21 protein-coding genes are annotated in these 25,271 nt (G+C 62.2%); 10 read left to right on the plus strand and 11 right to left on the minus strand.

Annotated elements, in window-relative coordinates; all coding sequences use genetic code 11:
* Nucleotides 1-61 precede the first annotated feature (61 nt).
* Genes argF through gndA form a run of 3 tightly spaced genes read left to right on the plus strand, consistent with a single transcriptional unit; the run spans nt 62 to nt 3,471 of the window.
* A complete protein-coding gene (argF, locus tag CFI11_RS07150; protein WP_130404462.1) occupies nt 62-988 on the plus strand; it encodes an ornithine carbamoyltransferase in 927 nt (308 codons plus the stop codon).
* A gap of 39 nt (nt 989-1,027) precedes the next feature.
* Nucleotides 1,028-2,008, plus strand: a complete 981-nt coding sequence (locus CFI11_RS07155) for a 2-dehydropantoate 2-reductase (protein ID WP_130404464.1) — start codon at nt 1,028-1,030, stop codon at nt 2,006-2,008.
* Nucleotides 2,009-2,067: 59 nt separating this feature from the next.
* Entirely contained in the window at nt 2,068-3,471 is a 1,404-nt protein-coding gene (gene gndA, locus CFI11_RS07160; RefSeq protein ID WP_130404466.1) for an NADP-dependent phosphogluconate dehydrogenase, read from the plus strand.
* On the opposite strand, the gene CFI11_RS07165 is transcribed toward gndA, so the two are convergent.
* Both CFI11_RS07165 and hrpB read right to left on the minus strand, forming a co-directional pair.
* Nucleotides 3,468-4,670 carry a Hint domain-containing protein gene (locus CFI11_RS07165; protein WP_130404468.1) on the minus strand — a complete coding sequence of 401 codons (1,203 nt, stop codon included), beginning with the start codon at nt 4,668-4,670 and terminating at the stop codon, nt 3,468-3,470. The genes gndA and CFI11_RS07165 overlap by 4 nt on opposite strands.
* A 290-nt stretch (nt 4,671-4,960) precedes the next feature.
* Nucleotides 4,961-7,426, minus strand: coding sequence for an ATP-dependent helicase HrpB (hrpB, locus tag CFI11_RS07170; protein WP_130404470.1), 2,466 nt, complete (start codon nt 7,424-7,426; stop codon nt 4,961-4,963).
* Between the two features lie 186 nt (nt 7,427-7,612).
* Between hrpB and meaB the strand changes: the two genes are divergently transcribed.
* A complete protein-coding gene (meaB, locus tag CFI11_RS07175) occupies nt 7,613-8,614 on the plus strand; it encodes a methylmalonyl Co-A mutase-associated GTPase MeaB (RefSeq protein ID WP_130409951.1) in 1,002 nt (333 codons plus the stop codon).
* Between the two features lie 92 nt (nt 8,615-8,706).
* Here meaB and CFI11_RS07180 read toward each other — a convergent pair whose 3' ends face one another.
* Both CFI11_RS07180 and CFI11_RS07185 read right to left on the minus strand, forming a co-directional pair.
* Nucleotides 8,707-11,745 (minus strand): efflux RND transporter permease subunit, encoded by a 3,039-nt coding sequence (locus tag CFI11_RS07180; RefSeq protein WP_130404472.1) that lies wholly within the window; start codon nt 11,743-11,745, stop codon nt 8,707-8,709.
* Between the two features lie 3 nt (nt 11,746-11,748).
* The gene (locus CFI11_RS07185) at nt 11,749-12,993 is read right to left on the minus strand and encodes an efflux RND transporter periplasmic adaptor subunit (RefSeq protein ID WP_165390209.1); all 1,245 of its coding nucleotides are present in this window, start codon (nt 12,991-12,993) and stop codon (nt 11,749-11,751) included.
* Nucleotides 12,994-13,069: 76 nt separating this feature from the next.
* Between CFI11_RS07185 and CFI11_RS07190 the strand changes: the two genes are divergently transcribed.
* Nucleotides 13,070-13,510, plus strand: a complete 441-nt coding sequence (locus CFI11_RS07190; RefSeq protein WP_130404476.1) for an ion channel — start codon at nt 13,070-13,072, stop codon at nt 13,508-13,510.
* Between the two features lie 69 nt (nt 13,511-13,579).
* On the opposite strand, the gene CFI11_RS07195 is transcribed toward CFI11_RS07190, so the two are convergent.
* The 3 genes from CFI11_RS07195 to CFI11_RS07205 all read right to left on the minus strand — a co-directional run bounded on the left by CFI11_RS07195 (nt 13,580) and on the right by CFI11_RS07205 (nt 18,074).
* The gene (locus CFI11_RS07195; protein WP_130404478.1) at nt 13,580-15,202 is read right to left on the minus strand and encodes an MFS transporter; all 1,623 of its coding nucleotides are present in this window, start codon (nt 15,200-15,202) and stop codon (nt 13,580-13,582) included.
* Between the two features lie 167 nt (nt 15,203-15,369).
* The gene (locus CFI11_RS07200; RefSeq protein ID WP_130404480.1) at nt 15,370-17,244 is read right to left on the minus strand and encodes an amidohydrolase; all 1,875 of its coding nucleotides are present in this window, start codon (nt 17,242-17,244) and stop codon (nt 15,370-15,372) included.
* Nucleotides 17,245-17,366: 122 nt separating this feature from the next.
* The gene (locus tag CFI11_RS07205) at nt 17,367-18,074 is read right to left on the minus strand and encodes a hydrolase (RefSeq protein ID WP_130404482.1); all 708 of its coding nucleotides are present in this window, start codon (nt 18,072-18,074) and stop codon (nt 17,367-17,369) included.
* Between the two features lie 145 nt (nt 18,075-18,219).
* Here CFI11_RS07205 and CFI11_RS07210 point away from each other — a divergent pair, with 145 nt between their 5' ends.
* Nucleotides 18,220-18,552 (plus strand): helix-turn-helix domain-containing protein, encoded by a 333-nt coding sequence (locus CFI11_RS07210; protein WP_130404484.1) that lies wholly within the window; start codon nt 18,220-18,222, stop codon nt 18,550-18,552.
* Between the two features lie 98 nt (nt 18,553-18,650).
* Here the strand turns inward: CFI11_RS07210 and CFI11_RS07215 are convergent, their stop codons facing one another.
* Both CFI11_RS07215 and CFI11_RS07220 read right to left on the minus strand, forming a co-directional pair.
* The gene (locus CFI11_RS07215; protein WP_130404486.1) at nt 18,651-19,112 is read right to left on the minus strand and encodes a hypothetical protein; all 462 of its coding nucleotides are present in this window, start codon (nt 19,110-19,112) and stop codon (nt 18,651-18,653) included.
* Nucleotides 19,113-19,163: 51 nt separating this feature from the next.
* Complete coding sequence (locus CFI11_RS07220; RefSeq protein ID WP_130404488.1) at nt 19,164-20,255, minus strand: DUF2855 family protein; 1,092 nt, start codon at nt 20,253-20,255, stop codon at nt 19,164-19,166.
* 224 nt (nt 20,256-20,479) lie between these two features.
* Here CFI11_RS07220 and rpmB point away from each other — a divergent pair, with 224 nt between their 5' ends.
* A complete protein-coding gene (gene rpmB, locus CFI11_RS07225) occupies nt 20,480-20,767 on the plus strand; it encodes a 50S ribosomal protein L28 (protein ID WP_130404490.1) in 288 nt (95 codons plus the stop codon).
* A 148-nt stretch (nt 20,768-20,915) separates the two neighbouring features.
* The gene (locus CFI11_RS07230; protein ID WP_130404492.1) at nt 20,916-21,383 is read left to right on the plus strand and encodes a copper chaperone PCu(A)C; all 468 of its coding nucleotides are present in this window, start codon (nt 20,916-20,918) and stop codon (nt 21,381-21,383) included.
* Nucleotides 21,384-21,549: 166 nt separating this feature from the next.
* Here the strand turns inward: CFI11_RS07230 and CFI11_RS07235 are convergent, their stop codons facing one another.
* Complete coding sequence (locus CFI11_RS07235; RefSeq protein WP_130404494.1) at nt 21,550-22,251, minus strand: NAD-dependent deacylase; 702 nt, start codon at nt 22,249-22,251, stop codon at nt 21,550-21,552.
* A gap of 44 nt (nt 22,252-22,295) precedes the next feature.
* Between CFI11_RS07235 and CFI11_RS07240 the strand changes: the two genes are divergently transcribed.
* The gene (locus CFI11_RS07240) at nt 22,296-22,736 is read left to right on the plus strand and encodes a low molecular weight protein-tyrosine-phosphatase (protein ID WP_130404496.1); all 441 of its coding nucleotides are present in this window, start codon (nt 22,296-22,298) and stop codon (nt 22,734-22,736) included.
* A gap of 178 nt (nt 22,737-22,914) precedes the next feature.
* Here the strand turns inward: CFI11_RS07240 and CFI11_RS07245 are convergent, their stop codons facing one another.
* Nucleotides 22,915-23,880 carry a LysR family transcriptional regulator gene (locus CFI11_RS07245; protein ID WP_130404498.1) on the minus strand — a complete coding sequence of 322 codons (966 nt, stop codon included), beginning with the start codon at nt 23,878-23,880 and terminating at the stop codon, nt 22,915-22,917.
* Between the two features lie 80 nt (nt 23,881-23,960).
* On the opposite strand from CFI11_RS07245, the gene hisD reads away from it, so the two are divergent.
* Nucleotides 23,961-25,268: a histidinol dehydrogenase gene (gene hisD, locus CFI11_RS07250; RefSeq protein ID WP_130404500.1), complete on the plus strand. Its 1,308-nt coding sequence runs from the start codon at nt 23,961-23,963 to the stop codon at nt 25,266-25,268.
* Nucleotides 25,269-25,271: the final 3 nt, after the last annotated feature.

Genomic DNA, 25,271 nt, shown 5'->3' on the forward strand with positions numbered 1-25,271 from the left:
ATAAACTCCGGGGGTCCGGGGGCTGGCCCCCGGTTCCGCCGTTTGCAAAAAGACCAGAACCATGAACCACTTCCTCGACATCCACAAAACCGACCCCACCGCGCTCAGGCAGATCATCGACCAGGCCGGTGCCATGAAATCGGCCCGTGCCGGTCGCCCCAAGGGCACGCCCGATGACGATCAGCCCCTCGCTGGCCATATGGTGGCGCTGATCTTCGAAAAACCCTCCACCCGGACCCGTGTCTCCTTCGACGTCGGGGTCCGGCAGATGGGCGGCGAGACGATGGTCCTCTCCGGCAAGGACATGCAGCTTGGCCATGGCGAGACCATTGCGGACACCGCCCGCGTGATGTCACGCTACGTCGACCTCATCATGATCCGTACCTTCGACGAGTCGATCCTCGAAGAAATGGCCGAATATGCCTCCGTCCCCGTCATTAACGGCCTGACCGACCGCTCCCATCCCTGCCAGATCATGGCCGACGTGATGACTTTCGAAGAACACCGCGGCCCTATTGCCGGCAAAAAGGTGGTCTGGACCGGCGACGGCAACAATGTCTGCGCCTCCTTCCTCCATGCCGCGGGCCAATTCGGCTTTGATCTGACCTTCACCGGCCCCGACCAGCTTGATCCCGAAGAGGTCTTCATGGATTTCGCCCGCCGCAAAGGCAGCCGGATCGAAATCGAACGCGACGCGGTCAAAGCCGTCCAGGGCGCGGATCTCGTCGTTGCCGACACCTGGGTGTCGATGCATGACGCCCAATCCGCCCGCGAACGCCGCCACAATCTGCTGCGCCCCTATCAGGTCAATGATGAGCTGATGTCCCACGCCAAGCCTGACGCGCTGTTCATGCATTGCCTGCCCGCCCACCGGGAGGAGGAGGCAACCTCCTCGGTCATGGACGGCCCAAATTCGGTCATCTTCGACGAGGCCGAAAACCGCCTTCATGCCCAAAAGGCTATCATGCGCTGGTGCCTCGATGTCTAAGCCGCGACGACGCCCGCAAGGTCGGAGGAGCTGCCCGGTATGATCGTGATCGCGGGCGCCGGATCGATCGGATGTTTCGTGGGCGGCCTTCTGGAGGCCGCCGGCCGGCCCGTCACCTTTCTGGGTCGGCCTCGTCTCATCGCGGACATCCGCGCTCATGGCTTGCGCCTCACCGATTTCTCCGGCCTCGATGTCTCGGTCCAGCCCGCGCACCTGACGGACGATCCCGCGTGCCTTGCCGGGGCCGATTTGATCCTCGTTTGCGTCAAAACCGGCGCAACCTGCGAGATCGCCCGGTCCATCTCCGCCCATGCCCCGGTATCCACACCTGTCATCAGCCTTCAAAACGGCCTCGACGCCATCGACATGCTGAGAACAGAGCTTCCGGATCGGGATATCCGCGCCGGCATGGTGCCTTTCAACGTCGTGCCAGCCGCGCCCGGTAATTTCCACCGCGCGACCAGCGGCGATATCGTGATCGGCACCGGCCCCGTCGACCTCTCCGGCACCCTGACCGTGCCCGGCCTTACCACGACCCAAAGCGCCCAGATCACAGCGATCCAATGGGGCAAGCTGCTGCTCAATCTCAACAATGCCATAAATGCTTTGTCGGGCCTCACGCTCCAGGCGCAATTCTCAGACCGGGCCTGGCGCCTTGTCATGGCGGATCAGATGGCCGAAGCCCTGCGTGTCCTGCGCAGTGCTGGCCTTCCCGTCAGATCGACCACACCGGTGCCCGCGCGCCTGATCCCCCACATCCTCCGCCTTCCCACGCCTCTCTTCCGGCGGATCGCCGCGCAGATGCTCACCATCGATCCGTCCGCGCGTGCCTCGATGTCGCATGACCTTTCCGTGCGCCGTAAAACCGAAATCGATGCATTGCAGGGCAAGATCATCTCGCTCGGCGCGCGGCATGACGTGCCCACGCCGATCAACACGCGGATTGCCGCGCTCATTCGTCAGGCTGAGGCGTCGGGGCAGGGCTCTCCCCACCTCGCTCCCGCCGATCTGCGCCCCTGACACTTGCACCAGCCCTTCATCCCGTTAGCTTAAGCAGGCAATGACAGGGGGGTGCCGGGGTGGTTCAGGCGGATATCGGAGTTTACGGGCTTGGCACGATGGGCAGTGCCTTGGCGCTCAACCTGGCCGAGAAGGGCTTCGAGGTTGCCGTTTCCAATCGTGAAGCGGACTGGCTGGCACCCTTTCTGGCGGAAGCAGGCTCGCTCTCTGCGCGTATCGCAGCCCATGCCGGACTGGACGACTTTGTCGCGTCTCTCAAGGCGCCCCGTATGATCTTGTTCATGATCCCCTCGGGCGCCCCGGTCGATGATCTGATTGCTGCTTTGCAACCGTATCTCAGCGCCGGCGACACGCTGATCGATGGGGGCAATTCCGACTTCCACGACACCAGACGCCGCGCGGCGGCGCTCTCGGCCCAAGGCCTGCATTTCGTGGGCATGGGTGTCTCCGGCGGGGAGGAGGGCGCGCGCACCGGACCCTCGATGATGGTGGGCGGCACCGGTGAAAGCTGGAACCGCCTTCGCCCGATGGCAGAGGCCATCGCCGCCCAGTATCAAGGATCACCTTGCGTGGCGCATCTGGGGCCCGACGGGGCGGGCCACTTCGTCAAAACCGTGCATAACGGAATTGAATACGCCGACATGCAGATGATTGCCGAGATATACGGCCTTCTGCGAGACGGTGTCGGGTGGTCTCCGGTGCAGATCGCAGCCTTGTTCCGGGACTGGTCCGACGGACCCCTGGCTTCCTACCTGATCGAGATCGCCGCCGAGGTGCTCGAAGCCAGCGATCCTGCGACAGGTGATGCACTTCTCGACAGCATTCTCGACAGCGCGGGACAGAAAGGAACCGGGCGCTGGACCGTGATCGAAGCGTTGAAGCTCGGGCAATCCGCCTCCACGATCGAAGCCGCGGTCGGGGCGCGCGCATGGTCGTCCGAAACCCGGGCGCGTCAGGCGGCGTCAGGTCTTCTGTCCCAGTCGAACCGCTTCCCGCCTCCTGATCGTGACGTTCTGGCGCAAGCACTTCTGGCCGGGCGTCTTGTGTCCCATGCTCAGGGTTTCCGTCTGCTGTCTGCCGCCTCCGAGGTCTATGACTGGTCCCTCGATCTGGCCCGGATTGCCGAGATCTGGCGTGCAGGCTGTATCATTCGGTCCGCGCTGCTGGATGACATCGCCGATGCCTTCCGCGCCGACCCGCCCCATGGTCACCTGATCCTTGCCCCCCATATTGCGATGCTTACCACGCGGGCAGAGCCTGCCTTGCGGCGGGTGGTGTCCATGGCGATCGGCGCGGGCTTGCCCGTCCCGTCTCTGGCCGCCGCGCTGGGATGGAAAGACAGCATGGCGCAGGCGAGGGGGAATGCGAACATGATCCAGGCACTGCGCGATCGCTTTGGGGCGCATGGCTTTTTCATGCAGGATGGATCGGGCCCGCGTCATGGACCCTGGCATGGCGACTAGGCCGGGCGCGGGGTTTTGTCCCAGCTTGCCGTCGCCGTAAAGGGGCGGTCGTTCTTGAGATGCCGGGCCACCAGATTGCGCACCCGTGCCCCTCGCTGGAAGGGCCGCGCGCGGCTGTGCCACTCTGCGGCGCTTGCACAGATCTCCCGGCGCAGCGTCAAGCTGACCTCGGCAGAGGAGACCGGACCGAGAAAAAGGCTTTCGGACGGAACACCCTCTGCCAAAAGCACTTCGTGATGCCGCAACAGGACATGATGATAGCTCAATGCGCCTGTTACGGGCGCCATCTGGACGCCGGGTATGGCCAGAAGATCCTTCGCCGGAACAAGGATCTCGGACGTTCCGAACATGCGATGGACGATCTTCGATGAAATCAAAATGCGATGCTGCCGCGAGACCTGCAGGGTGCGGCGCGGGATCCCTGGCGCCAAGGCATCTTTGGTGATCTGAACGGCCTGCAGGCGCGGATCCGCGATCAGGGCGCCCGCGCGGTGCGTGTGATGCCAGGCCCAGCGGATCGGCTGAAGACCCCGGTCTTGTGTCAGCACAAGGTCGCCCGGGCGCAGCGTTTCGACCGGGCGGGCACCGCGGTCAGTCTCAAGACGCGTGCCTCTGACGAAGCAGACATTTGTGGTTCCGGGCGTCGGTGCTTCGGAATTGACGAAGTTATCCGACCCGTCCGGCACCCGCTGGATCGAACGGCCATCCTGGTCAAAGCCGAAATCCTCTCCATTCCCGGATCTCTGCGCACCGGCCGGAAAGCCGCTATAGTCATTCGGGGGGTCATCAAGCGGATCGCCATTGAACCGGGCCTGAATATATTCGTTCGAGCCGGGATCGTAGACCACGATATTGTCGCCGCCATTGTTGAGCAGCGGTGCATTTCGTGCGGCATCAAAGAACAGATCGTTGGGCCCGCCGGTTGGCAGGGAGCCGCCATTCTGCACCGCCGTAATAACCATCGCATGGCCGCCCGGCTGCAGAATGGTGTTTGCCGGAAACGTGAACCAATTTCCGCTTCCAGCATCCCAAAGCTCCACACCTGAAATGTCGATCGGAACGTTGGACGAATTATACAATTCGACGAACTCGTCCCGGGCATTCGCGTTACCGCTGCCGTCTGTATCGAAATTGACCGCGCCGTTCGGATCAACCAGAACTTCGTTAATGATCAACCCGCCCATGATGGAATCGGCCATTCCACACCTCGTCTTCTTTACCCTCTGCCGACCGTTCCAAGCCGTGTCTGTTCCCGGTCGCGACGAACGGCGCGCGACCTGTTTGCGCCGCCGAGGCGAACGAGGCTGGTGTTGGCTGATTTCGAGTTAGGGTTGAACGGTCCCAGCAGGGGTGAGTGGCGCGCTCCGTAACGTAGCGTAACCCCGAACGGCGTTTATTGAGAATACCTATCCGTTAACTTGATCAGTAGAATGCACGTTGTGGGCGAAATATCGCCGATATGAGAGATCGGCGGGACGATGCCGGTGTGTTACTTCTGGCGGGGCTTGGCCCGCAGTGTGGGATTGGCGCTTGTGGGATCCTCGGGCCAGGGATGCTTGGGATATCGCGCGCGCATGTCCTTGCGCACGTCGTCATAGGAACCGGCCCAGAAGCCGGGCAAATCGCGCGTAACCTGAACGGGGCGCTGGGCAGGCGACAAAAGTGTGATCTTCAGCGGCACCCCCGCGCTTTCGGGGTGCCGGGTCAGCCCGAACATCTCTTGCAGGCGCACGGCGATTTCCGGCACCTCCCCATCATAGTCGATGGCGACTTTGCGCCCGAGCGGTGTGATGAAATGTGGCGGTGCTGCGTGATCGAGCGTTTGGGTCTCATCCCAGCTCAACATAGCCTGCAAGGCGGGCATCGGATCGAACCGTTTCCAATCCTCGGCCGTGCGCACACCGCTCAGCATCGGCAGAAGCCAGTCTTCGAGCGTGGCCATCAGCCCGGCCTCTGACATGTCCGGCAGATCGGCGCCACCAGCGCGGGCCAAGGCGACACGGGCGACCAGACGCGCGGCCCCGCCGTCCAGCCTCAGACCAAGCTCGCGCACGCCGTCCAGCATCGCGCGGGCCACCCTCTCGTCGGGAACGTCGCGCCATATGCGATCGTCAAGCAGCACGGCGCCAAGTCTTTCCTGCTTCCGTGCGACGACACGTCTGTCACGCTTGGACCATTCGCAAACATCGACCCAACGGATCTGTTGGGAAAAAAGATCACGTATCTCCCGCTCGCCGATGCTCAGCGCCTGCCGGATGCGCGCCTCTCTCGGATCACCATCGAGATCGGTTGCGACAATATAGGGCTGCCCCGCCAAGGGGTCGGACGCCGGCAGGACCGCGCCTTTGCCGCCCGACAGAACGTATCGCGGCGCATCGCCTTTTCGGCGTTGCCCGATCCGGTCGGGATAGGCCAACGCGGCCATGGCTGCGGCACTCAGATCAGTGTCATCGCCTGCAAAGCGCAACAGACGCCGCGCCTCGGCACGCACCTGTTGAAGCGCGGGTCTACGCAGCCCATAGGGACGTTCGGCGGCAAAGCGCTTTGGATCGCGCAGGGCGGCCAGTCGCAACGACAGATCCACGGGCGCGCGGGTCAGCACGTCCCGCTCGGCCATAAGTGCGGCGAGCGGCGCAGCGTCCCGGCCGGAACCGATGAGCATATGGGCAAGACGCGGATGAAGCGGCACGCGCGCCAGTGCGCGACCATGGGCCGTGATACGGTTCTGTTCGTCCAGTGCGCCCAGCATCCGCAACAGGGTCTGCGCCTCAGCGTAGACGCCGCTGTTGGGAGGGCTGAGGAACGCAAGATCACCGGGTTGAGCGCCCCAGACCGCGAGTTCAAGAGCCAGCCCGCTGAGATCCGTCGCCTCGATCTCAGCCGGAGGGTAGGGGGCCATCGCCCCCTCTTCGCCTCTGGTCCAAAGTCGATAGCAAACCCCTTCGGCCACCCGACCCGCGCGCCCTTGCCGTTGGATGGTTTCCGCCCGGGTGACCCGTTCCGTGACCAAGCGCGACATGCCTGATGCCGGATCAAACCGGGCGCGTCTGGACTGTCCTGCATCCACGACGACGCGAATATCCGGCAGGGTCAGGGAGGTCTCTGCAATGGCGGTCGCCAGCACGATTTTACGCCCTTGCTGCACGGGGGCAAGCGCGGCTTGCTGTGCGTTGTGGTCGAGCGCGCCGAACAGCGGACGGATCACGCAATGCCCGGGCAATCCCCCCGACAGCATGCTCTCGACGCGCCGGATCTCTCCTTCTCCGGGCAGAAAGACAAGAATGTCGCCGTCGATGGCCCGTGTTTCGGCTTCTGCCCGCATCACAAGATCCGCGGTCGCCTGATCGCGCCGGGTCTTGGGCGGCAGGGGTCTGTCGAGCCATCGCGTCTCGACGGGAAAGGCCCGCCCGGCAGAGGTCACCACCGGTGCCTGCATCAGAGCGGCCACGGGTTCTGCATCCAGGGTCGCGGACATTGCAATGAGCCGCAGATCCTCACGCAGGGCATCCGCGACCTCCAGACAAAGCGCGAGGCCCAGATCGGCGTTCAGGGAACGTTCGTGGAATTCGTCGAAAATGACAGCGGCCACACCGGGCAGGTCCGGCTCCGATTGCAGCATCCGTGTCAGAATACCCTCGGTCACGACTTCGATCCGGGTCGATTTGCCGACCTTGCTTTCGCCGCGAATGCGGTATCCGACCGTTTCGCCGACATGTTCGCCCAGGCTCTCCGCCATGCGGTCGGCGGCGGCCCGCGCCGCGAGACGGCGTGGTTCGAGCATGACAATCCGGCCATCGGGGATCACCGCATCCTTTTGGCGCCATCCGATCAGCGCCAGCGGTACGCGGGTGGTCTTGCCCGCGCCCGGCGGCGCCTGCAGAACCGCGCGGCCATGTGCGCGGACCGCGTCCAGCAGTTCTGGCAGGGTGTCATCTATTGGCAGGCGGTCCGTCATCCTGCCGCTTATCGCCAAAGCGACCAGTCGCGTCTACCGGAGGATCAGCCGGACGACGCTTGCCGCTTGGTCTGGGGCGGTCTTTCCGTGGTCAAGGACACGCCAAGCGACAAGGCAACGTCGGTCGTGTCTGGACAAAGGCTTGGCAGGCGAGGCATGACAGCGACGGACCTCAAGGATACGGCGATGGATATTGCGCAGCTCGGTGAGAAAATCTTGAATGGCGACCGGCGGGCGCTTGCGCGGGCCATCACGCTGGTGGAAAGCAGCCGGCCTGATCACCGCGAGGATGCGGCAGCGCTTCTTGATCATCTTTCGGCCTCCTCACGCGAAGCGATACGCATCGGGCTGTCTGGCACGCCTGGGGTCGGGAAATCGACATTCATCGAAAGCTTCGGAATGATGCTGACCGCGCAGGGGCTGCGGGTTGCGGTTCTGGCGGTGGATCCCAGCTCGTCGCGCTCCGGCGGCTCGATCCTGGGCGACAAGACGCGCATGGACCGGCTGAGCCGGGAAACGGGCGCGTTCATTCGCCCCTCCCCAAGCCAGACGCATCTTGGCGGGGTGGCCCGCCGCACGCGCGAAGCTGTGGCCATTTGCGAGGCGGCTGGCTTTGATGTGGTTCTGATCGAAACAGTAGGTGTTGGGCAGTCGGAAACCGTGGTGTCCGAAATGTCGGATCTTTTCATTTTGCTGCTGGCGCCAGCCGGTGGGGACGAGTTGCAGGGCGTGAAGCGCGGCATCATGGAGATGGCCGACATGATCCTGATCAACAAGGCCGATGGCGATCTGAAACCGGCCGCCACGCGCACCTGCGCGGACTATTCCGGGGCTCTTCGGCTGTTGCGCAAACGCCCTCAGGATCCCGACGGGTTTCCCAAGGCGATGATGGTCTCGGCCCTGGATGAAGCGGGGCTGGACACCGCCTGGGCCGAGATGCAGGGCCTCACCAAATGGCGCCGGGCAGAGGGGCACTGGTCCGCACGCCGCGCGGCTCAGGCGCGGTATTGGTTCGAACAGGAGGTGCGCCAAGCCCTTCTGTCACGCCTGGACGATCAGGATGCCCGGGCCGATATGGACGCGATCGCCCAGGACGTCACGCGCGGGGTTCTGTCGCCCACGGCAGGAGCAAAGCAAATGCTCGAACGGTTGGAGCAAGGTCAAACCGGCTCCCGGCGCGCCAGCTAGCGGCGACGGGGGAGATCGTCGACCTTTTGTTCCGCGCACTCTCTTTTGCAGGCCTAAAGCAAAGCGCTTGCCGCCCCTTGCATAGTGCCCGCTCATGTCTCGTCGGCGGTAATCCGGAAGAAGATCGTATAAAGCGTCGGCACGACGATCAGCGTCAACACCGTCGCAAAGCTAAGTCCGCAGATGATCACGACGGCCAGCGATTTGAAAAACGGATCCCACAGCAACGGTACGACCCCCAAAACCGTTGTCAGCACCCCGAGTGAGACCGGACGGACGCGGCTGACGGCGCTGTCGAGCACGGCCTGCATCCGCATCTTGCCGGTGGCGATTTGCGTGTCCGTCTCGTCCAGCAGCACGATGGCGTTCTTGATCAGCATGCCTGTCAGCGACAGGATGCCAAGAATCGCCATGAATTCCAGGGGCGTCTGGCTGCCTGCAAGTCCATAGATCACCCCGATCAGCGCAAGGGGCACGACCATCCAGATGATGATCGTCTGCCGCCAGGCACTGAAGAGAAAGAGCGTGACAAGAAACATCGCGCCAAAGCCGAGGGGCATGGTGCCGGCAAGACCTGCATTGGCCTCGGTTGAATCGCCGAACTCCCCTTTCCATTCCAGCGTATAGCCGGGTGGCAGGGGGATCTCCTCGATTGGCGTGCGCACCTCGGCAAAAAGATCTCCGGAAAGCACGCCCGGCGGGTTATCCGCCTGCGCGGTGATTGCAAGTTTCCGGTCGATGCGTCTGAGATTGCCAGCCTCAAAGACAAGCTCGAAACGATCCACGACCTGCGTGATCGGGATGTAACCGCCGGCGATCTGGCTGAACACCTGCACGTCACTCAGCTTTCCGACATCGTCGCGGTCCGCCTCGAAAGGACGCATGATGACATCACGCAATTCGTCCCCTTCCCGGTAGACGCCCAGCCGCGCGCCCTGCAGATGCGTGTAGAGCGCGTTCGAGATCTCTCCCTGCGTGAGGCCCAGACGCCGGGCGTTTTCGGTGTTGATCACCGGGCGCACCACCTGGATCTGCTCCCGCCAGTTGTCCTTGATCGCGATGGCACCCGCATCGGACATGATCTGCTTTGCCTGATCCGCGAGGTTGCGCAAAACGACCGGATCGGCGCCAAAGAAACGGGCCTCGATTTTCGAACCGGCCCCCGGACCGAGAACAAAGTTCCAGACCTTGGCATTGGCGGCGGGAAACTCGGTGTCGATCCAGTCCTGCAGATCGGCCCGCAGCCCGTCGATCTGCTCGAACTCCTCCACATCGATCAGGATCTGACCGTAGGCCGAATTCTGGTTCTCGCCTTCATAGATGAGCATGAAGCGCAGATGCCCGCCGCCGACAATCGTATTGGTGCCGGTCACACCTTCCAGCCCCCGCACATGTTCGCTGATCCGAAGGATATCCGCCTGCGTTTGCGAAATGTCAGTGCCCTGCGGCAAGAAGTAATCGACAACGAATTGCGCACGCGTCGACGACGGAAAGAAACCGGGCGGCACGAAGCTGAACAGCGCGATGGCCGACCCGAAAAGCCCGAAGATAAGCACGACCGTCAGGTAACGGACCCGTATCGCGTGCCCCAGAAGCCCGCGATAGGACCGCAGGATCACACCTTCACGGTGTTCGGTTTCGGGTTGGGGCTTCAGAAGCAGTTGGCAATAATAGGGGGTGAGCCAGATCGCGACCAGCCAGGAAAAGAGGAGCGCGATGGAGATCGTCCAGAACAGGCTTCCTGCGTATTCGCCTGTATTGTCGGGTGAGAAGCCGATTGGAGAGAAGGCCAAAAGTCCCACGATCGTTCCGCCAAGGAGCGGCCATCGGGTTTGCGCGACCACGGATTGCGCGGCGCCTGACGCGTCCTCGCCATTCTGGACGCGCACCAGGGTGCCTTCTACGACGACGATTGCATTGTCCACCAGCATGCCAAGCGCGATGATCAGCGCACCTAGCGAGATGCGCTGCATATCCAGCCCGTAGATATACATCCCGAACAGCGTGCCCGCGACCGTGACCAGCAGAATGCCCCCCATCAGGATACCGGATCGCAAGCCCATGAAAACCAGAAGCGTACCGACAACGATGACAAGGGCCAGCACAACGTTCATGACGAAATCGTCGATAGAGGTCGCAACCGTTTCGGACTGATCCGAGATCGGCAGAATGTCGATCCCAATGGGCCGCTCGGTGATCAGCGCGTCCATCCGGGCTTTCACCGCCTCGCCCATGGTCACCACGTTGCCGCCAAGACTGTTCGAGATGCCCAGCCCGATCGCGGGCCGGCCATCGCGGAATAGAAGCGTTGTGGCAGGATCTTCAAAGCCCCGCGAGATTGTCGCGATGTCGGCCAGGCGGAAGGCCACGCCGTTCTGCGGGTTGGTGATCAAAAGGTTCCCGATTGCATCGGTCGAGCGGACAGCCGTTTCGGGGCGCACCTCAAGGCGGGTTTGACCGGCCTTTATGGAACCTGCCGGCGTGACCAGGTTCTGTCCTTCCAGGATGTCGGCGATCTCGCCCGGTGCCAGGCCAAGCTCGATCAGGCGGGCCGGGGAATACTCGACATAGATGACCTCGTCATGCACCCCGTTCAGCACCACCTTCGATACGCCGCCCACCGTCACCAGTTCGCGCTGAAGATCCTTGGCATACTCATAAAGCTCGGCAATGGAATAGCCTTCGCCGACCACCGCGAAGTAAAGCGCATAGACGTCGCCGAAATCATCGAAAACCTGGGTTGCCAAAGCGTTGGGCGGTAGATCGGCCTGTGCGTCGCTTACCTTTGCTCTGAGTTGGGTGAATTTCTGGTTCAATTCCGGATAATCCGGCGTGGCCGCGATGGTAAACTCAACGGTCACATTGCTGCGCCCCGGAGAGGAGACGGAGCGCACTTCCTTGATGCCAGAGAGCTGCTGCACCGCGTTTTCAATCACTTCGGTGACTTCTTCGGCCACCTCCTCGGCCCCTGCACCCGGATACGGGGTGATGAGTTGCGCCTGCCGGATCACGAATTCGGGATCCTCAAAGCGAGGGAGGTTCATGTAGGCAAAATAGCCAGCGACCAGAATGAGAACGGTCGAGACGGCTGAAATCAGCCGCTTCTCGATCGCGAAACGCGCGAGATCCAATGCTTATCCCCCGATATGCGTGATGGGACGAATGGTCATGCCGTCAATGATCTGACTGACCCCGGCGGCGATGATCGTTTCACCGGCTTCAAGCCCGTCCTTCACCACGACGCGGTCCCCGGACATATCGCCCAGTTCGACGGATCTTTGCGCAACACTGCCGTTCTCGCCGACGATCCAGACAAACGGCTCTCCGTCCGGTCCCGCCGCGACCGAGGTCAGCGGGATCATCAGATCCTTCAGGTTGCCCGGCGTAGAGGCCAGCACCCGGCCCACCATGCCAGGCAGAATGAATGCGTTTTCCGGGATCGTCACCGCAACACGTCCCCTGTAGGTCTGCGTCGCGGCATCTGCCTGAACCGAGAATTCGACGGTTTCGGAGTCGAAAACCTGCCCCGGCAACGCGTCAAAGACCACTTGGTTGGTAATCGCGTCGGGTCCGTTGGCCGTGAGGCGGGTGACATCCGCGCCCGGCACGTCAAAAGACAGGTGCACGATATTCAGCGCTTGCAGCAACGCGACGCTCTGACCCGCCTGTATGTTCGAGAAATTTTCGATATCCCTGCGCGCGATGACCCCGTCAAACGGGGCTTCGAGCGTCGTATAGTCGAGGTTGTTCCGGGCCACCTGCAACTGCGCCTCAAGTCCCCGAATGGCGGCTTCGGCGGCCTGGATCTCCTCGGGTCTTCCGCCTGCGCGACCGATTTGAAGCTGCTCCATCTGGGCCTGCAGATTGGCCTCTGCCACCCGCAGACTGGCCTCGTCCTGCTCAAGCCGGGCGGATGCGACCACGCCCCGCTGTGCCAGTTCCCGTGTTCTGACCGCCTGATCGCGGGCCTGGTCCACCTGCGCCTGGGCAGAGGCCACCGCAGCCTCGAGCGCCACGATCTCTTCCGCGCGCGCGCCCGTCCGTAGGGCGCTGAGTTCGGCATTCGCCTGATCTCTCTGGCTTTCAAGCTGCACGACCTGTGTTTCGAAATCGCGCGGATCAAGGGCCGCGATCAGATCTCCTTCGGCCACCTGCATCGCGCCCCGCACCGGAAGCTGGATGACCCGCCCGCTGACCTGGAACGACAGCTCCACCTCGGCCGACGGCAAAACGAGCGCGGGATAACTTCTCCGGATTTCTGAGGAGGTTTGCTGAACCGTGACCACTTTCGCCGGTCGAGGTACGTCTTGTGCCGCGAGTTTGCCGACAGGCCAGAGAAATGCAGTTGCGAGAACTGACGCCAAAACCAAACGTTTCATAAGCTGTCCCGTGTTTGCGCGTTTGGGCAAAGAGTTGCAGGGTGACGGGTGTTTGTAAACAGAAGAGAGACCAAGCATGGATTGGGGATTTCAGGTTCTGTGGGGCACGGCGCTTCTGGCCACCTGCGCTGTTGCGCATATCGGCATCGTCGCGATCAGCATCCCCTTGTTCCAAAAGCTGTTCGAAATGCTTGATCCCGGATGGACGACCCGTCGCATTGCGGTAATGCTGTGTTTTGGCGTGCTGGTCATTGCGTTCGCGCATACAGTGCAGATCTGGACCTGGGCGCTCTCCTTTTTCGTTTTCCAGGGCTTCGAGAGTTTTGAGGCCAGCTTCTATTTTGCCACGGCAACCTACACGACGTTGGGCTACGGTGATCTGGTTCTTGGCCAGGACCTTCGGGTCTTTGGCACCTTCGCGTCGATCACCGGTCTTTTGACCTTCGGGATCAGCACATCTTTGCTGATCACCCTGATCGTGCGGCTGATGCCGACGCTGCTCGACGATCCCGAATGATCGAAAGCGCAGCGAGTCGGGCCGGTTCAGATCACGCTAGGGGGCAGAGGCTGATCGCGGGAGGTTGTCTTATGTCTCTGCGCCGGCGGCTGTCTGGGCAATGAAGTGGCGCACGTTCGGGGCCTCATCTGGTCGATGCAGGGCCCTGATCTGGTCTTGCAGGGCGCGGTCGTCGCCCGTCACCCTTTCGTGGTGACGCAGATGCTGCTTCCATGATGCTTCGAACCAGGTCTCGACGAAACGTGTCGGATGCTCCGCCTCTTGCATCAGGGTCCAGCCAAAGGCGCCATTCCGCCGGCGGGCATCGGCCAAGGCCGACATAAGGGCGCGGAACGTGTCCTGATCCTCAGCCGCGATCTCGTAGGTGATCTGCACCATGACCGGACCCCGTTGCGCGGGCGCCTCGACATCCAGCACCGGTTCGGGCCAGTGCATGGACGGAGCCAGATCCATATCCGCGCCCTGGCCAAGTTTCGCGTGCCGGGACAAAGGGATGAAGACTATCGCGCCAAGGGCCGCTGCAAGCAGGGCAATGGGCAGGCCGTAAAGGTTTGCAACCTGTCCCCAGATCAGACTGCCGCCCGACATCGCGCCGAAAAAGACCGTGAGAAAGATGGACAAGCCGCGCGCACGCACCCAGTCGGGCAGGGCCGTCTGCGCTGACACATGCATCGTGGAAAGCACGGCGATCCAGCTTGCGCCACCCAGGGCGGATGCCGCGATGGCAACGCCGACACTAGGCACAACGGCAAAGAGAACCAGAACCGTGGCGGTCCCGATCGTGCCTGCCGCGACGATCTGGTTCGGGTCCAGTCTCCTGCGGATTTTCGGCAGTACCAGTGCGCCTGCCACGGCGCCCGCACCGACCGCGCCCAAAAGGATGCCGTAAAGGGGGGCGCCGCCATCAAGGATGCTGCGGGCAATCAAAGGCAGCATGGCCCAATACGCGCTGGCAAAGGCGAAGAACGCGGCGGCCCGCACCAAGGTGGCGCGCAGGGGCGGACTGTAGACGGCATAGTTCAACCCGGCGCGCACGGCGCCAAGCACGTGTTCGGCTGGCAAACGCGGGGACGGTGCAGAGGCCGGGCGCCACCACAGAAGCGCCGCGAGGATTGCCAGAAAGCTGAGGGCATTCAGGGCAAACGGAGCATAAAGCCCGATGCTGACGATCAATGCGCCAGCCAGGGCGGGCCCGATGGCGCGGCTGACATTGATCCCCATGGAGTTCAGCGCGATGGCGGATGGCAGTTCGGAGCGGGGCACCAGCTTGGGCACGATAGCCTGCCATGCGGGCGCCAGAAAGGCAGCCCCGGTTCCGATGAGGAACGTGAAAGCAAGCAAAAGTGCCGGCGTCATTGCGTCCAGCGCGACAAGAATGGCCAGCGCCGCAACGACCAGAAAAAGCAAAAGGTTGACCAGCAGCAACATCTTGCGACGATCCACGATATCGGCGACCGCACCCGCCAGCAGAGCGAAGAGAAAAACCGGCAGCGTCGTGGCGGCCTGAACAGCGGCCACGACGAAGGGCGAGGGGGAAAGCTCGGTCATCAGCCAGCCCGCGCCCACATCGTTCATCCAGGTGCCGACATTCGAGATGACGGTGGCGACCCATAATACAGCAAATGGCGCGCGGCCGAACGGGGCCCAGGCGCTGGTGGCTTCGGCTTCAGAGCGCGGTGAAGCGTCGGTCATTCTCTGTCCCTCCCCGCCAATGCGACGGATGATTGCCCGATGCGCCCTTGCAGATCGCGACGCTGATCAGGGCGGCAGCGCAGAAGATCGGCGCCACGGCAGCGCTTGCGGTCTTCGGGATTGCCCGGTCCGGGCCTAACCAATGGTCGGGCCCGACAACGCTCTGCTCAGGCTGCGAAGCAGGAACATCCAAGGGCACCCCAGAAAGACGTTTTCGCGTCCTCCCGGATCGGGAGCGGCGTGGTCCAGGCAATCTGGTGATCATGCCCGTGAAGTCCGCATCCATTGGCGCATCCATCATGACAGGCCCGCGCAAACTGTGTTTCCGGCTGCAAAGCGGCCGTTCGTTCTGCCGGGCTTGGCAATGCATTGACCGGACTCCAGTCAGGGGAGGCCGGAGGCATCTGCGGATCAAAGTCCGCATAGTCGCCCGCGCCGTAGACGATCTTTCCGCCGACAATGGTCAGAACCGAAGACAATTGCCGGATCTCCTCGGCCGGGACCGACAGATAGTCTGCCGAGAGCACGGCAAGATCCGCGTATTGGCCGCGCGCGAGCGTGCCCTTTACGTCCTGCTCTCCCGAGAACCATGCCGACCCGTGCGTATAGAGGCGTAGTGCCGTTTGCCGGTCCAACGTCTGCGCTTCTGGATAAAGCCGCAAACCGCCCAGCGTTCGGCCCGTCGTCAGCCAATAAAGCCCAACCCAGGGGTCATAAGAGGCCACGCGCGTTGCATCCGTGCCCAGCCCGACGGGCAGATCCATGTCCAGCATCCGCGCGACGGGCGGGGTGGCTTCGGCGGCCCGCGCGCCATAGCGGTCGGCAAAATATTCACCCTGAAAGGCCATGCGATGCTGAACGGCAATCCCGCCGCCCAGGGCCTTGACCCGCTCGATATTGCGCGGACTGATCGTTTCGGCGTGATCAATGATGAACCGCGTCTCAAACGGACTACGCCCGTTCACCCTTTCGAACACCGTCAGGAAGCGGTCGATGGTTTCGTCGTAGGTGGCGTGGATGCGGAACGGCCAGGCATTCGTGGCCAGCATTTCGACAATGGGCTCCAGCTCACTCTCCATCGTGGGGGCGGGATCCGGGCGCGGCTCGAGGAAGTTCTCGAAATCCGCCGCTGACCATGTCAGGTTTTCGCCCGCGCCGTTCATGCGCAGCATCGCGTCACCCGCTCCGGGTTCGGTCATCCCCAGCCAGCGTTCATAATCGCTCAGCTCTTCACCGGGGGTCTGGGCAAAGAGATTGTAGGCGATGCGCACCGTGAGCTGATCATCCTCATGCAGCCGCTGGATGACGTCGTAGTCATCGGGGAAATTCTGCCCCCCGCCACCGGCATCGATGACCGAGGTGATGCCCAGCCGGTTCATCTCGCGCATATAGTGACGGGTGGAGTTGATCTGATCCTCGACAGGCAGGCGTGGCCCCTGCGTAAGCGTGGAATAGAGAATGAAGGCCGAAGGGGTTGCGAGCAGCAGTCCCGTGGGCTCTCCGTTCGGGCCGCGCTCGATCGTGCCGCCCGGCGGGTTCGGAGTATCGCGATCAATGCCCAAAGCGCGCAGGGCCGCGCCGTTCAAAAGGGCCCGCCCGTAAAGATGCAGGATAAAGACCGGGGTTTCCGGTGCCGCCGCGTTGATCTCCTCCAACGTTGGCATGCGCCGTTCGGCAAACTGAAATTCCGACCAGCCGCCGACCACCCTTACCCATTGCGGCGCGGGGGTCCGGTCGGCCTGTTCGCGAAGCATGCGCAGCGCGTCCGCCAGCGACGGCACGTTTTCCCACCGCAATTCCATATTGTAGTTCAGCCCGCCGCGGATCAGGTGGGTATGACTGTCATTCAGCCCCGGGATCACGCGCCGTCCGGCGAGGTCAATCACGACCGTCTCATCGCCGGCCCGTGCCATGATGTCGGCGTCGATGCCGATATCGTCGACCACACCTTCGCGGATCAGGATGGCCTGAGCATCCGGCTGACCCGGATCAAGGGTGGTGATACGGCCATTGTGCAAAATCAGGTCTTGGCGACTGGTCATGGTCTGGCTCCGTGCAAGGCGGGGTCCGAGGGCGGAAAGGGTGGCGCCGGCGGCGGCACCCCGAATGAACGTGCGACGGCGGATCGGCATGCTATGCCTCCGTTTATGTGGAACGGGATGCTTTATTGTGCGGCGACAGGGTCGGATGCCGCCGGAACGGGGTCCAGCACCTCGCCTCCCGTCGCGCGCGGCGGGGCCTTGTGCACGTGGGTATAGGCATAATCGATACCCATGCCGTATCCTCCGGCATGCTCCTGAAAGAGCGCCATCAAATCGTCATAGGTGTCGCGCCGGGCCCAGTCGCGCTGCCATTCCAGCACCGTCTGCAAGGTCGTCATCGGAACCACGCCAGCCTGCACCATGCGTTGCATCGCGTAGTCATGGGCCGCGACCGACGTGCCCCCTGACGCATCCGCGAGCATGAACAGGTCGTACCCGCCCTCTGCCATGGCTGAAAACGCAAAGCTGTTGTTGCAGACCTCGGTCCAGAGGCCGGAGACGAGAACCTTCTTGCGCTCGGGCCCCGCTTCGGCCAGCGCATCGCGGACTTTCTGATCGTCCCAGGAATTCATGGATGTCCGTTCCAGGATCGGATGATCCGGGAAAACGGTCAGGAGTTCGGGGTAGACGTATCCGGAAAAAGCTTGGGTTTCGACCGTCGTGATCGTTGTGGGGATACCGAAAAGCTTTGCAGCTTTTGCGAGTAAAACCACATTGTTTTTTAAGGTTTGTATGTCGATGGACGAAACACTGAAGGCCATCTGCGGCTGATGGTCGATGAAAATCAGCTGGCAGTTTTCGGGGGTGAGAAGATCAGGGGCTTTGGTCATGGGCTCTCCCAATGTGCAAGTCAGGTTGAAGCAAAAAACCACGCTGTGATGTCGTGCTTGACGCCGGGTCATAATGTCTTGACGCAGATGGGTGTGCTGGGATCAGGTGTGAAGTAGGTACTATTTGGTAAGTAAGGCACTGACGATGACCAAAACGTCGGGAAATGATGACTTTCGCCTGCCTCGGGGATGCCCGCTCGACAAAGTTCTGAGATTGCTGGCCGGGGACTGGACATCGCATATCCTCTGGGTGCTCAGCCGCAATGGGCCCACCCGCCACGGCGAACTGCGCCGCCTTGTCGAAGGCATCTCGTCCAAGGTGCTCACGGATCGTCTGCGCATGCTGGAAACCGAAGGCATCGTATTCCGGGAATACGAGCCGACGATACCGCCAAAGGTCACCTATGGCCTGACGGAGCGCGGGCAAAAGCTCGATACCGCCCTGAAGAGCATAGAAGGCGTGGCAAGACTCTTCTGACAACGAACAGGCTTATTTGCTTGGCCAAGCCATCGGTCACACTGGGTGAGTTTCAGGGCGATCCCGCCGATTTGCAGGTAGTTCGGTGCGTGGGACCGCTAAAGCGTCAGCGTTGCCTTTTCGTAGGCAACAAGATGGTCGATCCGGTTGATGAAGGCGTTGGCCCTTGCAACAGGATCACTAAAATACTGATCGGGGCCGAGCATTTTGCGCGCATTCAGATCGGAGCGGCTCAGCAGATCGAATGTGACATGCTCGATCCTGCAGGCCCACTTTCGGTCATACTGCGCAGCCCATCCCGCCATGTGATGTTCAAGCAGGGCACGCCGCGCGGAATAGCCGTGGTAGTCAAATGCGACTGCCCCGTCCGTGACGAAGATATGATTGCCTGCAAAGCCGTCTTTGGGAACGATCCGCTCGGCATAGAACCCGTCAAGCGGTGGGCGCGCCAGGTAAACACCGGCGAGGATGTGACACGCCCCATACCCGAAAAAGATGCGATCGGGCAAAGCCCACCGGCGCTTTGGGTCCGTCTTGATCCCGGGTTTCAGTCGGTACATGCTTGGTTGCGTCCTGTCGCGGTGCGTGGGCACTTGCACCAAAGGCGCCAGCTAGACTTGCAACAACACGCCGTCGGCGGGGTCGATGCTGCCGGCGAGCATGTCGCGGTATGCCGCCATCACGGCATCCGGTCCCGAGGCCTCTCGCAGATTGACCCATCCTGCGGCCCAGTCCAGAAAGTCGGCCGTGGCCTTGCCCAGGCGCGACTGAAAGCCCGCATTACCCCATTCCTTCAGCCGCTCCTGAGCGTAAGATGGGGCAAAGAAGAACTCCGGCCGGGGGCCGGGCAGGCCATCGACACGCAGCTCCCGCTCCTGCCAATGGGTCAGGCCGACACGACAGCTGTTTTTCAGCGCGTCGCCGTAATGTTCATGCACTGCACGCAGCAGATCCCCGTTGCCGGCCATATCGACAAATGCGGCGGGCGCGACCGCCAGATCCGACACAGCATCATAGCTGACAACCCTGTCATAAATCCCAAGGCTCTCGACAAACGCCATGTTACTTGGGCTTGTCAGCCCTACGATCTCCGCACCGTCGCTTTTGTCCTGGGCCAGGAGGAAGGCCAGCCCGATGGCCGTCTTGCTGGAGGCGCTGGACAAAAGCACCGCGTTCGCGCCGAAGCAGGCCTCGCGGCGGTGCAAATCGTCCAGCAGGAACGAGGTCGTAAAAAGCGGTCGGAAAAGACTGATCAGACCTTCCCGTTCGGGCGCGTATGAAGGATCGGCACCCGTTACACTGTATTGATTGTAGATAGGGGACATCGGCTGACGATGGGGGACCTGATCCATAAAGCCATGAGGCTTGATCTGGCCCGGTTCAACCATCACGTGCGTTGACATCGGAAAGTAGCCGTAGACGCGCGTCCCCACCTCAACCCCCGGTGCGCTTGAGGCAACGACGTCTGCAAAGCCCCAGACAGGGATGCGGCCAAACCCCTCTCGCTCTGTCGGGAAGAAGTTCCAATAGCCCAGCTGATCGGCGGCAACCGCGTAAGTGATGTTGTTGGCCGTCAACGCGAAATGACCGATTTTCAGAAGGGCCTGCCCGTCTGGCGGAGTGTCGGGGAAGGTGCTTTCGACGAAAGCGGCATCGTCGAGTTGTGCACGATTAACGATCAGATCTTTCCCAGTGACGGACATGTGGCTCCTCCCATTGATCCATGGTCAGATTGGCCGGATGAAGGGAGCACGGCAAACACAACGCCACGTCTCGGAACGCGGGTTTCCCGCTTGACCCATCTCGCGATTCCCCCTAAAGCCACCCAACACGTTTTCGGGCGCAGCCAATGGCGGCGCCCTTGCTCATTTGGCAGTCGGGTGTGGAGACAGACCTTACTCTTGCCACCAGTACAAAGGATACCCTCATGTCGCGCCGTTGCGAACTGACCGGAAAAGGGCCGATGACTGGCAACAATGTCAGCCACGCCAACAACAAAACCAAGCGTCGGTTTCTGCCGAACCTGAACGACGTTACGCTTCAATCCGAAACACTGGGACGTGGCATCAAGCTGCGCATCTCGGCCGCGGCCCTGCGCAGCGTAGATCATCGCGGCGGTCTTGACGCTTACCTGGCCAAAGCCAAGGATGACGAGCTGTCGCCCAACGCGCTGAAAGTGAAAAAAGAGATCGCCAAGGCGCAAGCCTCCGCCTGATCTCTGCCACGCTTTTGCAAATCCGGCCTCGCTGATCTGAGCGGGGCCTTTTGCCTTTTATGTGACGTGTTTATCCCTACATCAAATCCCTGATGTGGCGCGCCAGCGCGCTGCGAAATGAACCACATTAACAGGGAGATGTCACAAAATGCCTTTGAAAAAGATGCTCGCCACGGCCACCGCGACCCTTCTGGCCGTCCAGGCCTATGCAGAGGATATGACAGTTAGCATCGTCGATCCTTATGCGCGCGCGTCGACGGCGATGTCCGCCTCTGGCGCGGCCTTCATGGGAATTTCCAATACCGGGACCGAGGACGACCGCTTGATCGCCGCAACGTCTGACGTGTCCGAACGGGTCGAGCTGCACACCCATCTCGAAGATCCAAACGGCGTCATGCGGATGATCGAGGTCGAGGACGGCTTTTTCCTGCCCGCAGGTGAGACCCACATGCTGCAACGCGGTGGCGATCACATCATGTTCCTGGGCATAAAGGAACCGTTTGAACAGGGCGATATGATCGATGTCACGCTGACATTCGAAAAGGCCGGTCAGATGAGTGTTCAGATCCCCGTCGATCTGGAGCGTCAGGACGGCCATGGCGGTCACGGCGGCTAGGACCAGACCGCAACACGCCTTGCGAACGAGACCTCTTTGGAGGTAACGGGTGTCCGGCGCCAGGGCTTTGCAAGAGGCTGAAACTGAAATGGGACTCCCGCGATACCGCTCATGGTGACGCGGGAGGCCTGCCAAATCAGCGGGTCAACAGAAAGAAGTCCCCGGGCTAAGAGGTGCGGTCGCTTAGGAGGTCATCCACCCAGGCCGGAACAATCTGGGTGGCGGGACCGGTGCGAATTTCGGCAAAGGCGGATGTGACATCCGAGGTCTCGAGGTTCAGCTCCACTGTATAGGCCCTTGCTGCCTTCGCCTCGATCACGAACCCCGCGGCAGGGTAGACCTGCCCGGATGTTCCGATCGCCGCAAAAAGCGTGGCCTCGGACAGATGGTCATAGATTTCATCCATCTGGTACGGGATTTCGCCAAACCAGACCACGTCTGGCCGCGCGGTGGCCTGATTGCAGGACGGGCAGGCCTCTCCGGTCGCCATCTCCTCTGGTGCGAGCCAGCGATGCCCGCACGCCGCGCACAGGGCCCCGCGAAGATGTCCATGCATATGGATCACGCCCTGGCTGCCTGCGCGTTCATGCAGATCGTCCACATTCTGGGTGACGAGCACCACATCGCCTTGATAGGCTTGCATGAGGCGGGCCAGCGCTTCATGAGCCGCGTTTGGCCTTGCCTTGGCGGCCTCCCGTCGACGCATGTTATAAAAGGCCTGAACAAGGCCGGGATCGCGTGCGAAGGCTTCGGGCGTGGCGACATCCTCGATGCGATGTCTGCTCCACAAGCCGTCTTCGTCCCGAAACGTGTCAAGACCGCTTTCCGCAGAGATGCCGGCACCGGTCAGTATGACGATCTTTTCCATAGCGGCTCCCTCCTTTATTCCTTTTTGACAAAAAGGACAGCTCGATGACCAGCCGTATTCTCTTTGTCTGCCTCGGCAATATCTGCCGCTCCCCCACGGCCGAGGCCGTGATGCGCCACCATCGCCCCGATCTTGAGATCGACAGCGCCGGGACCGGGGACTGGCATGTCGGCGCGCCGCCCTATGGTCCGATGCAGGAGGCCGCGGCGCGCCGCGGATATGACCTCTCGGCGCTGCGGGCCCGACACTTCACGCCTGCTGACTTCGACCTCTTCGATCTGATCGTGGTGATGGACGCGGAAAACCGGGCCGCGGTGGAGCGCCAACGGGCCAACGGGCAGGCCACGCCCGTGCGGCTCTTTACCGAATTCGCGCCGGCTGCGGGGATGGATCAGGTGCCCGACCCCTATTACACCCGTGATTTTGACGGAGCGCTCGATCTCATCGAAGAGGCGGCGCAAGGTCTGTCGCGGGCGCTCACTTAAGCATTTCCAAAACTCCTGATCGCAGTTGCGATATCTTGCCCGCACACTCTTGCGCGTCATGCGTTTTCTTTCTTTCTAAGAGACAACGCCAGATTTAACCCTGAACTGACATATCCCTTTGCCTGACCCCCTCTTCCCAAATGCGAGGACGCCCACAAGGGCGGAGGAGCGGCTCCGTTCAGGGCTCGATCACCCGCAACTGACCGCTCAACCATGGCAAGCGCCCGACCGCCGGGTCGATCATCTGGCTCTGTACCAGGCGCCGGATCGTCTGCGCCACATCCCTTGGCACCCGGTCCGCCCAATCCGCAGCAGCAAAAAGCGATATCGTCCTCGAAAACCCACTGAAGGGCAGGGGATAGGCGCTGATCTCGTCATGAAATCTGGCCGCCCGCATATAACCGAGCGGTGTGGTCACGGCCCATCCGATGCGCCGGGCCACCATCGCCATCAGCGCCAGATGGCTGCCCACTTCGAAACGCTCCTCGAAACTCATCTTCTGACGTGCCAGATGCGCCTCGATCAGACGCCCGATCAATTGCTCCCGATCATAGCGCAAGAAGGGCCAGCCCTCCAAACACCCCATGATATCAGTGCTGTCCGTGACCGCGTCCCGGGGAGCGACCAGAATGAAGGGATCGCGCACGAGCGGATATTCCACGATCCCGTCATGCACCTCTCCAGGGCTTGCGGCCACCGCGATATGCAGCTTTCGCTCCTGCATTGCCTGGCTGATCTCATGGCTGGCCGCCGTAATCAGCTTGAAGCGGCATTTCGTCAGGCTGTCGGCCAGGATCGTCACCAGCCGGGGCGTCAGGTCATTGTCGAAATCGTCGATGAGCCCGATCGACAGCGTGCTCAAATGCGTCAGGTCCATAACCGTCAACTCGCTCTGGGCCAGCCTCAGTTCGCTCAGCACCGCCTCCGTGCGCTGCAGAAAGCCGCGCCCCGCTGGCGTCAGCCGCATGGGCCGCTTGCCGTGATCGACCAGATCCACTCCCAGCGCGCGCTCCAGATTGCGCAGCTGCTGGCTCACCGCGGGCTGGCTCAGCCCCGTCATCTCCGAAGCCTGCGCCACCGATCCACTGCCCGCCAGCGCCTCGAACACCTCCAGACCCCGCAAGGTCACACCTTTCATCAACATCTCTTGGCTCCTGCCAGTTTCACCTTTTTTGAAACTGGCATCCCTTTGGGTCAAGAGGCATCGCCCAAGGAAACGCCGCCATGCCCCCGCGCCATCTAAAGACCGCCCCCGGCCTGCCTCCTCAAACGCTGGCCGACACCTCCGATACCGTCCAGATCATGCTGGCCCGCATTTCCGAAGGCGGGGAGGATGCCGTGCGCGACTACGCCCGCACCCTGGATGGCTGGACCGACGAAATCATTGTCTCCGATACGCAGATCGAGGCGGCCACCCGTAGCATCGACCCCGCCCTGCGGGAGGCCATCGCCTACGCGCACGACAATATCCGCCGTTTTGCCGAGGCGCAGCGTGCCACGGCACTCGACATCGAAATCGAGCTGCGTCCCGGTCTGGTCGCCGGTCAACGCCAGATCCCCCTGGCCACCGCTGGCTGCTATGTGCCCGGCGGGCGCTATGCCCATATCGCCTCCGCGCTGATGACGATCACCACCGCCCGGGCCGCCGGGGTGGAGCATGTCGTTGCCTGCTCTCCCGCCAAACCGGGCGAGGGCGTGCCGCCCGCCATCCTTTACGCAATGTCGCTGGCCGGTGCCGACCGCATCCTGGCGCTGGGCGGTGTGCAGGGCGTCGCTGCCATGGCGCAAGGCCTCTTTGGCAGCCCGCCCGCCGACATTCTTGTGGGGCCCGGCAATCAATTCGTGGCCGAGGCCAAGCGCCAGCTCTTTGGGCCGGTCGGTATCGACATGTTTGCCGGTCCCACCGACAGCCTGATCCTCGCCGACGCAACCGCCGACCCGCTTACCGTCGCCTGGGACCTCGTAGGCCAGGCCGAGCATGGCTACAACTCCCCCGTCTGGCTCGTCACCGACACTGAAGCGCTGGCGCGAGAGGTGATGTCCCTCATCCCTACCTGCATCGCCGAGCTTCCTGATCTGAACGCCGACCAGGCCCGCACCGCCTGGGATGCACTCGGCGAAGTCATCCTTTGCGACACGCGGGAGGAAATGGCCGCGACCTCCGACCGGATCGGCCCCGAACACCTTCACGTTCAGGCCGCCGATCTTGACTGGTGGAAGGGACATCTTTCGGCCTATGGTTCGCTCTTTCTGGGTGAAAACACCACCGTGGCCTTCGGTGACAAGGCCTCCGGCCCGAACCACGTTCTGCCGACCTCCGGTGCTGCGCGCTATACCGGAGGTCTGTCGGTCCATAAGTTTCTCAAAACCGTCACCTGGCAGACCGTGTCCGAAGATGCCCTCCCGACCCTTGCGCAAGCCACCGCCACGATCAGCCGCGCGGAAGGGATGGAGGGTCACGCCCGCACCGCCGACATCCGGCTTGCCAAACGCACGCCGCCTATGAAACTGGCGGCAAATGACAAAGGATAATCC

Origin of the sequence: Thalassococcus sp. S3 (assembly GCF_004216475.1) — a bacterium.
Lineage (GTDB): Bacteria > Pseudomonadota > Alphaproteobacteria > Rhodobacterales > Rhodobacteraceae.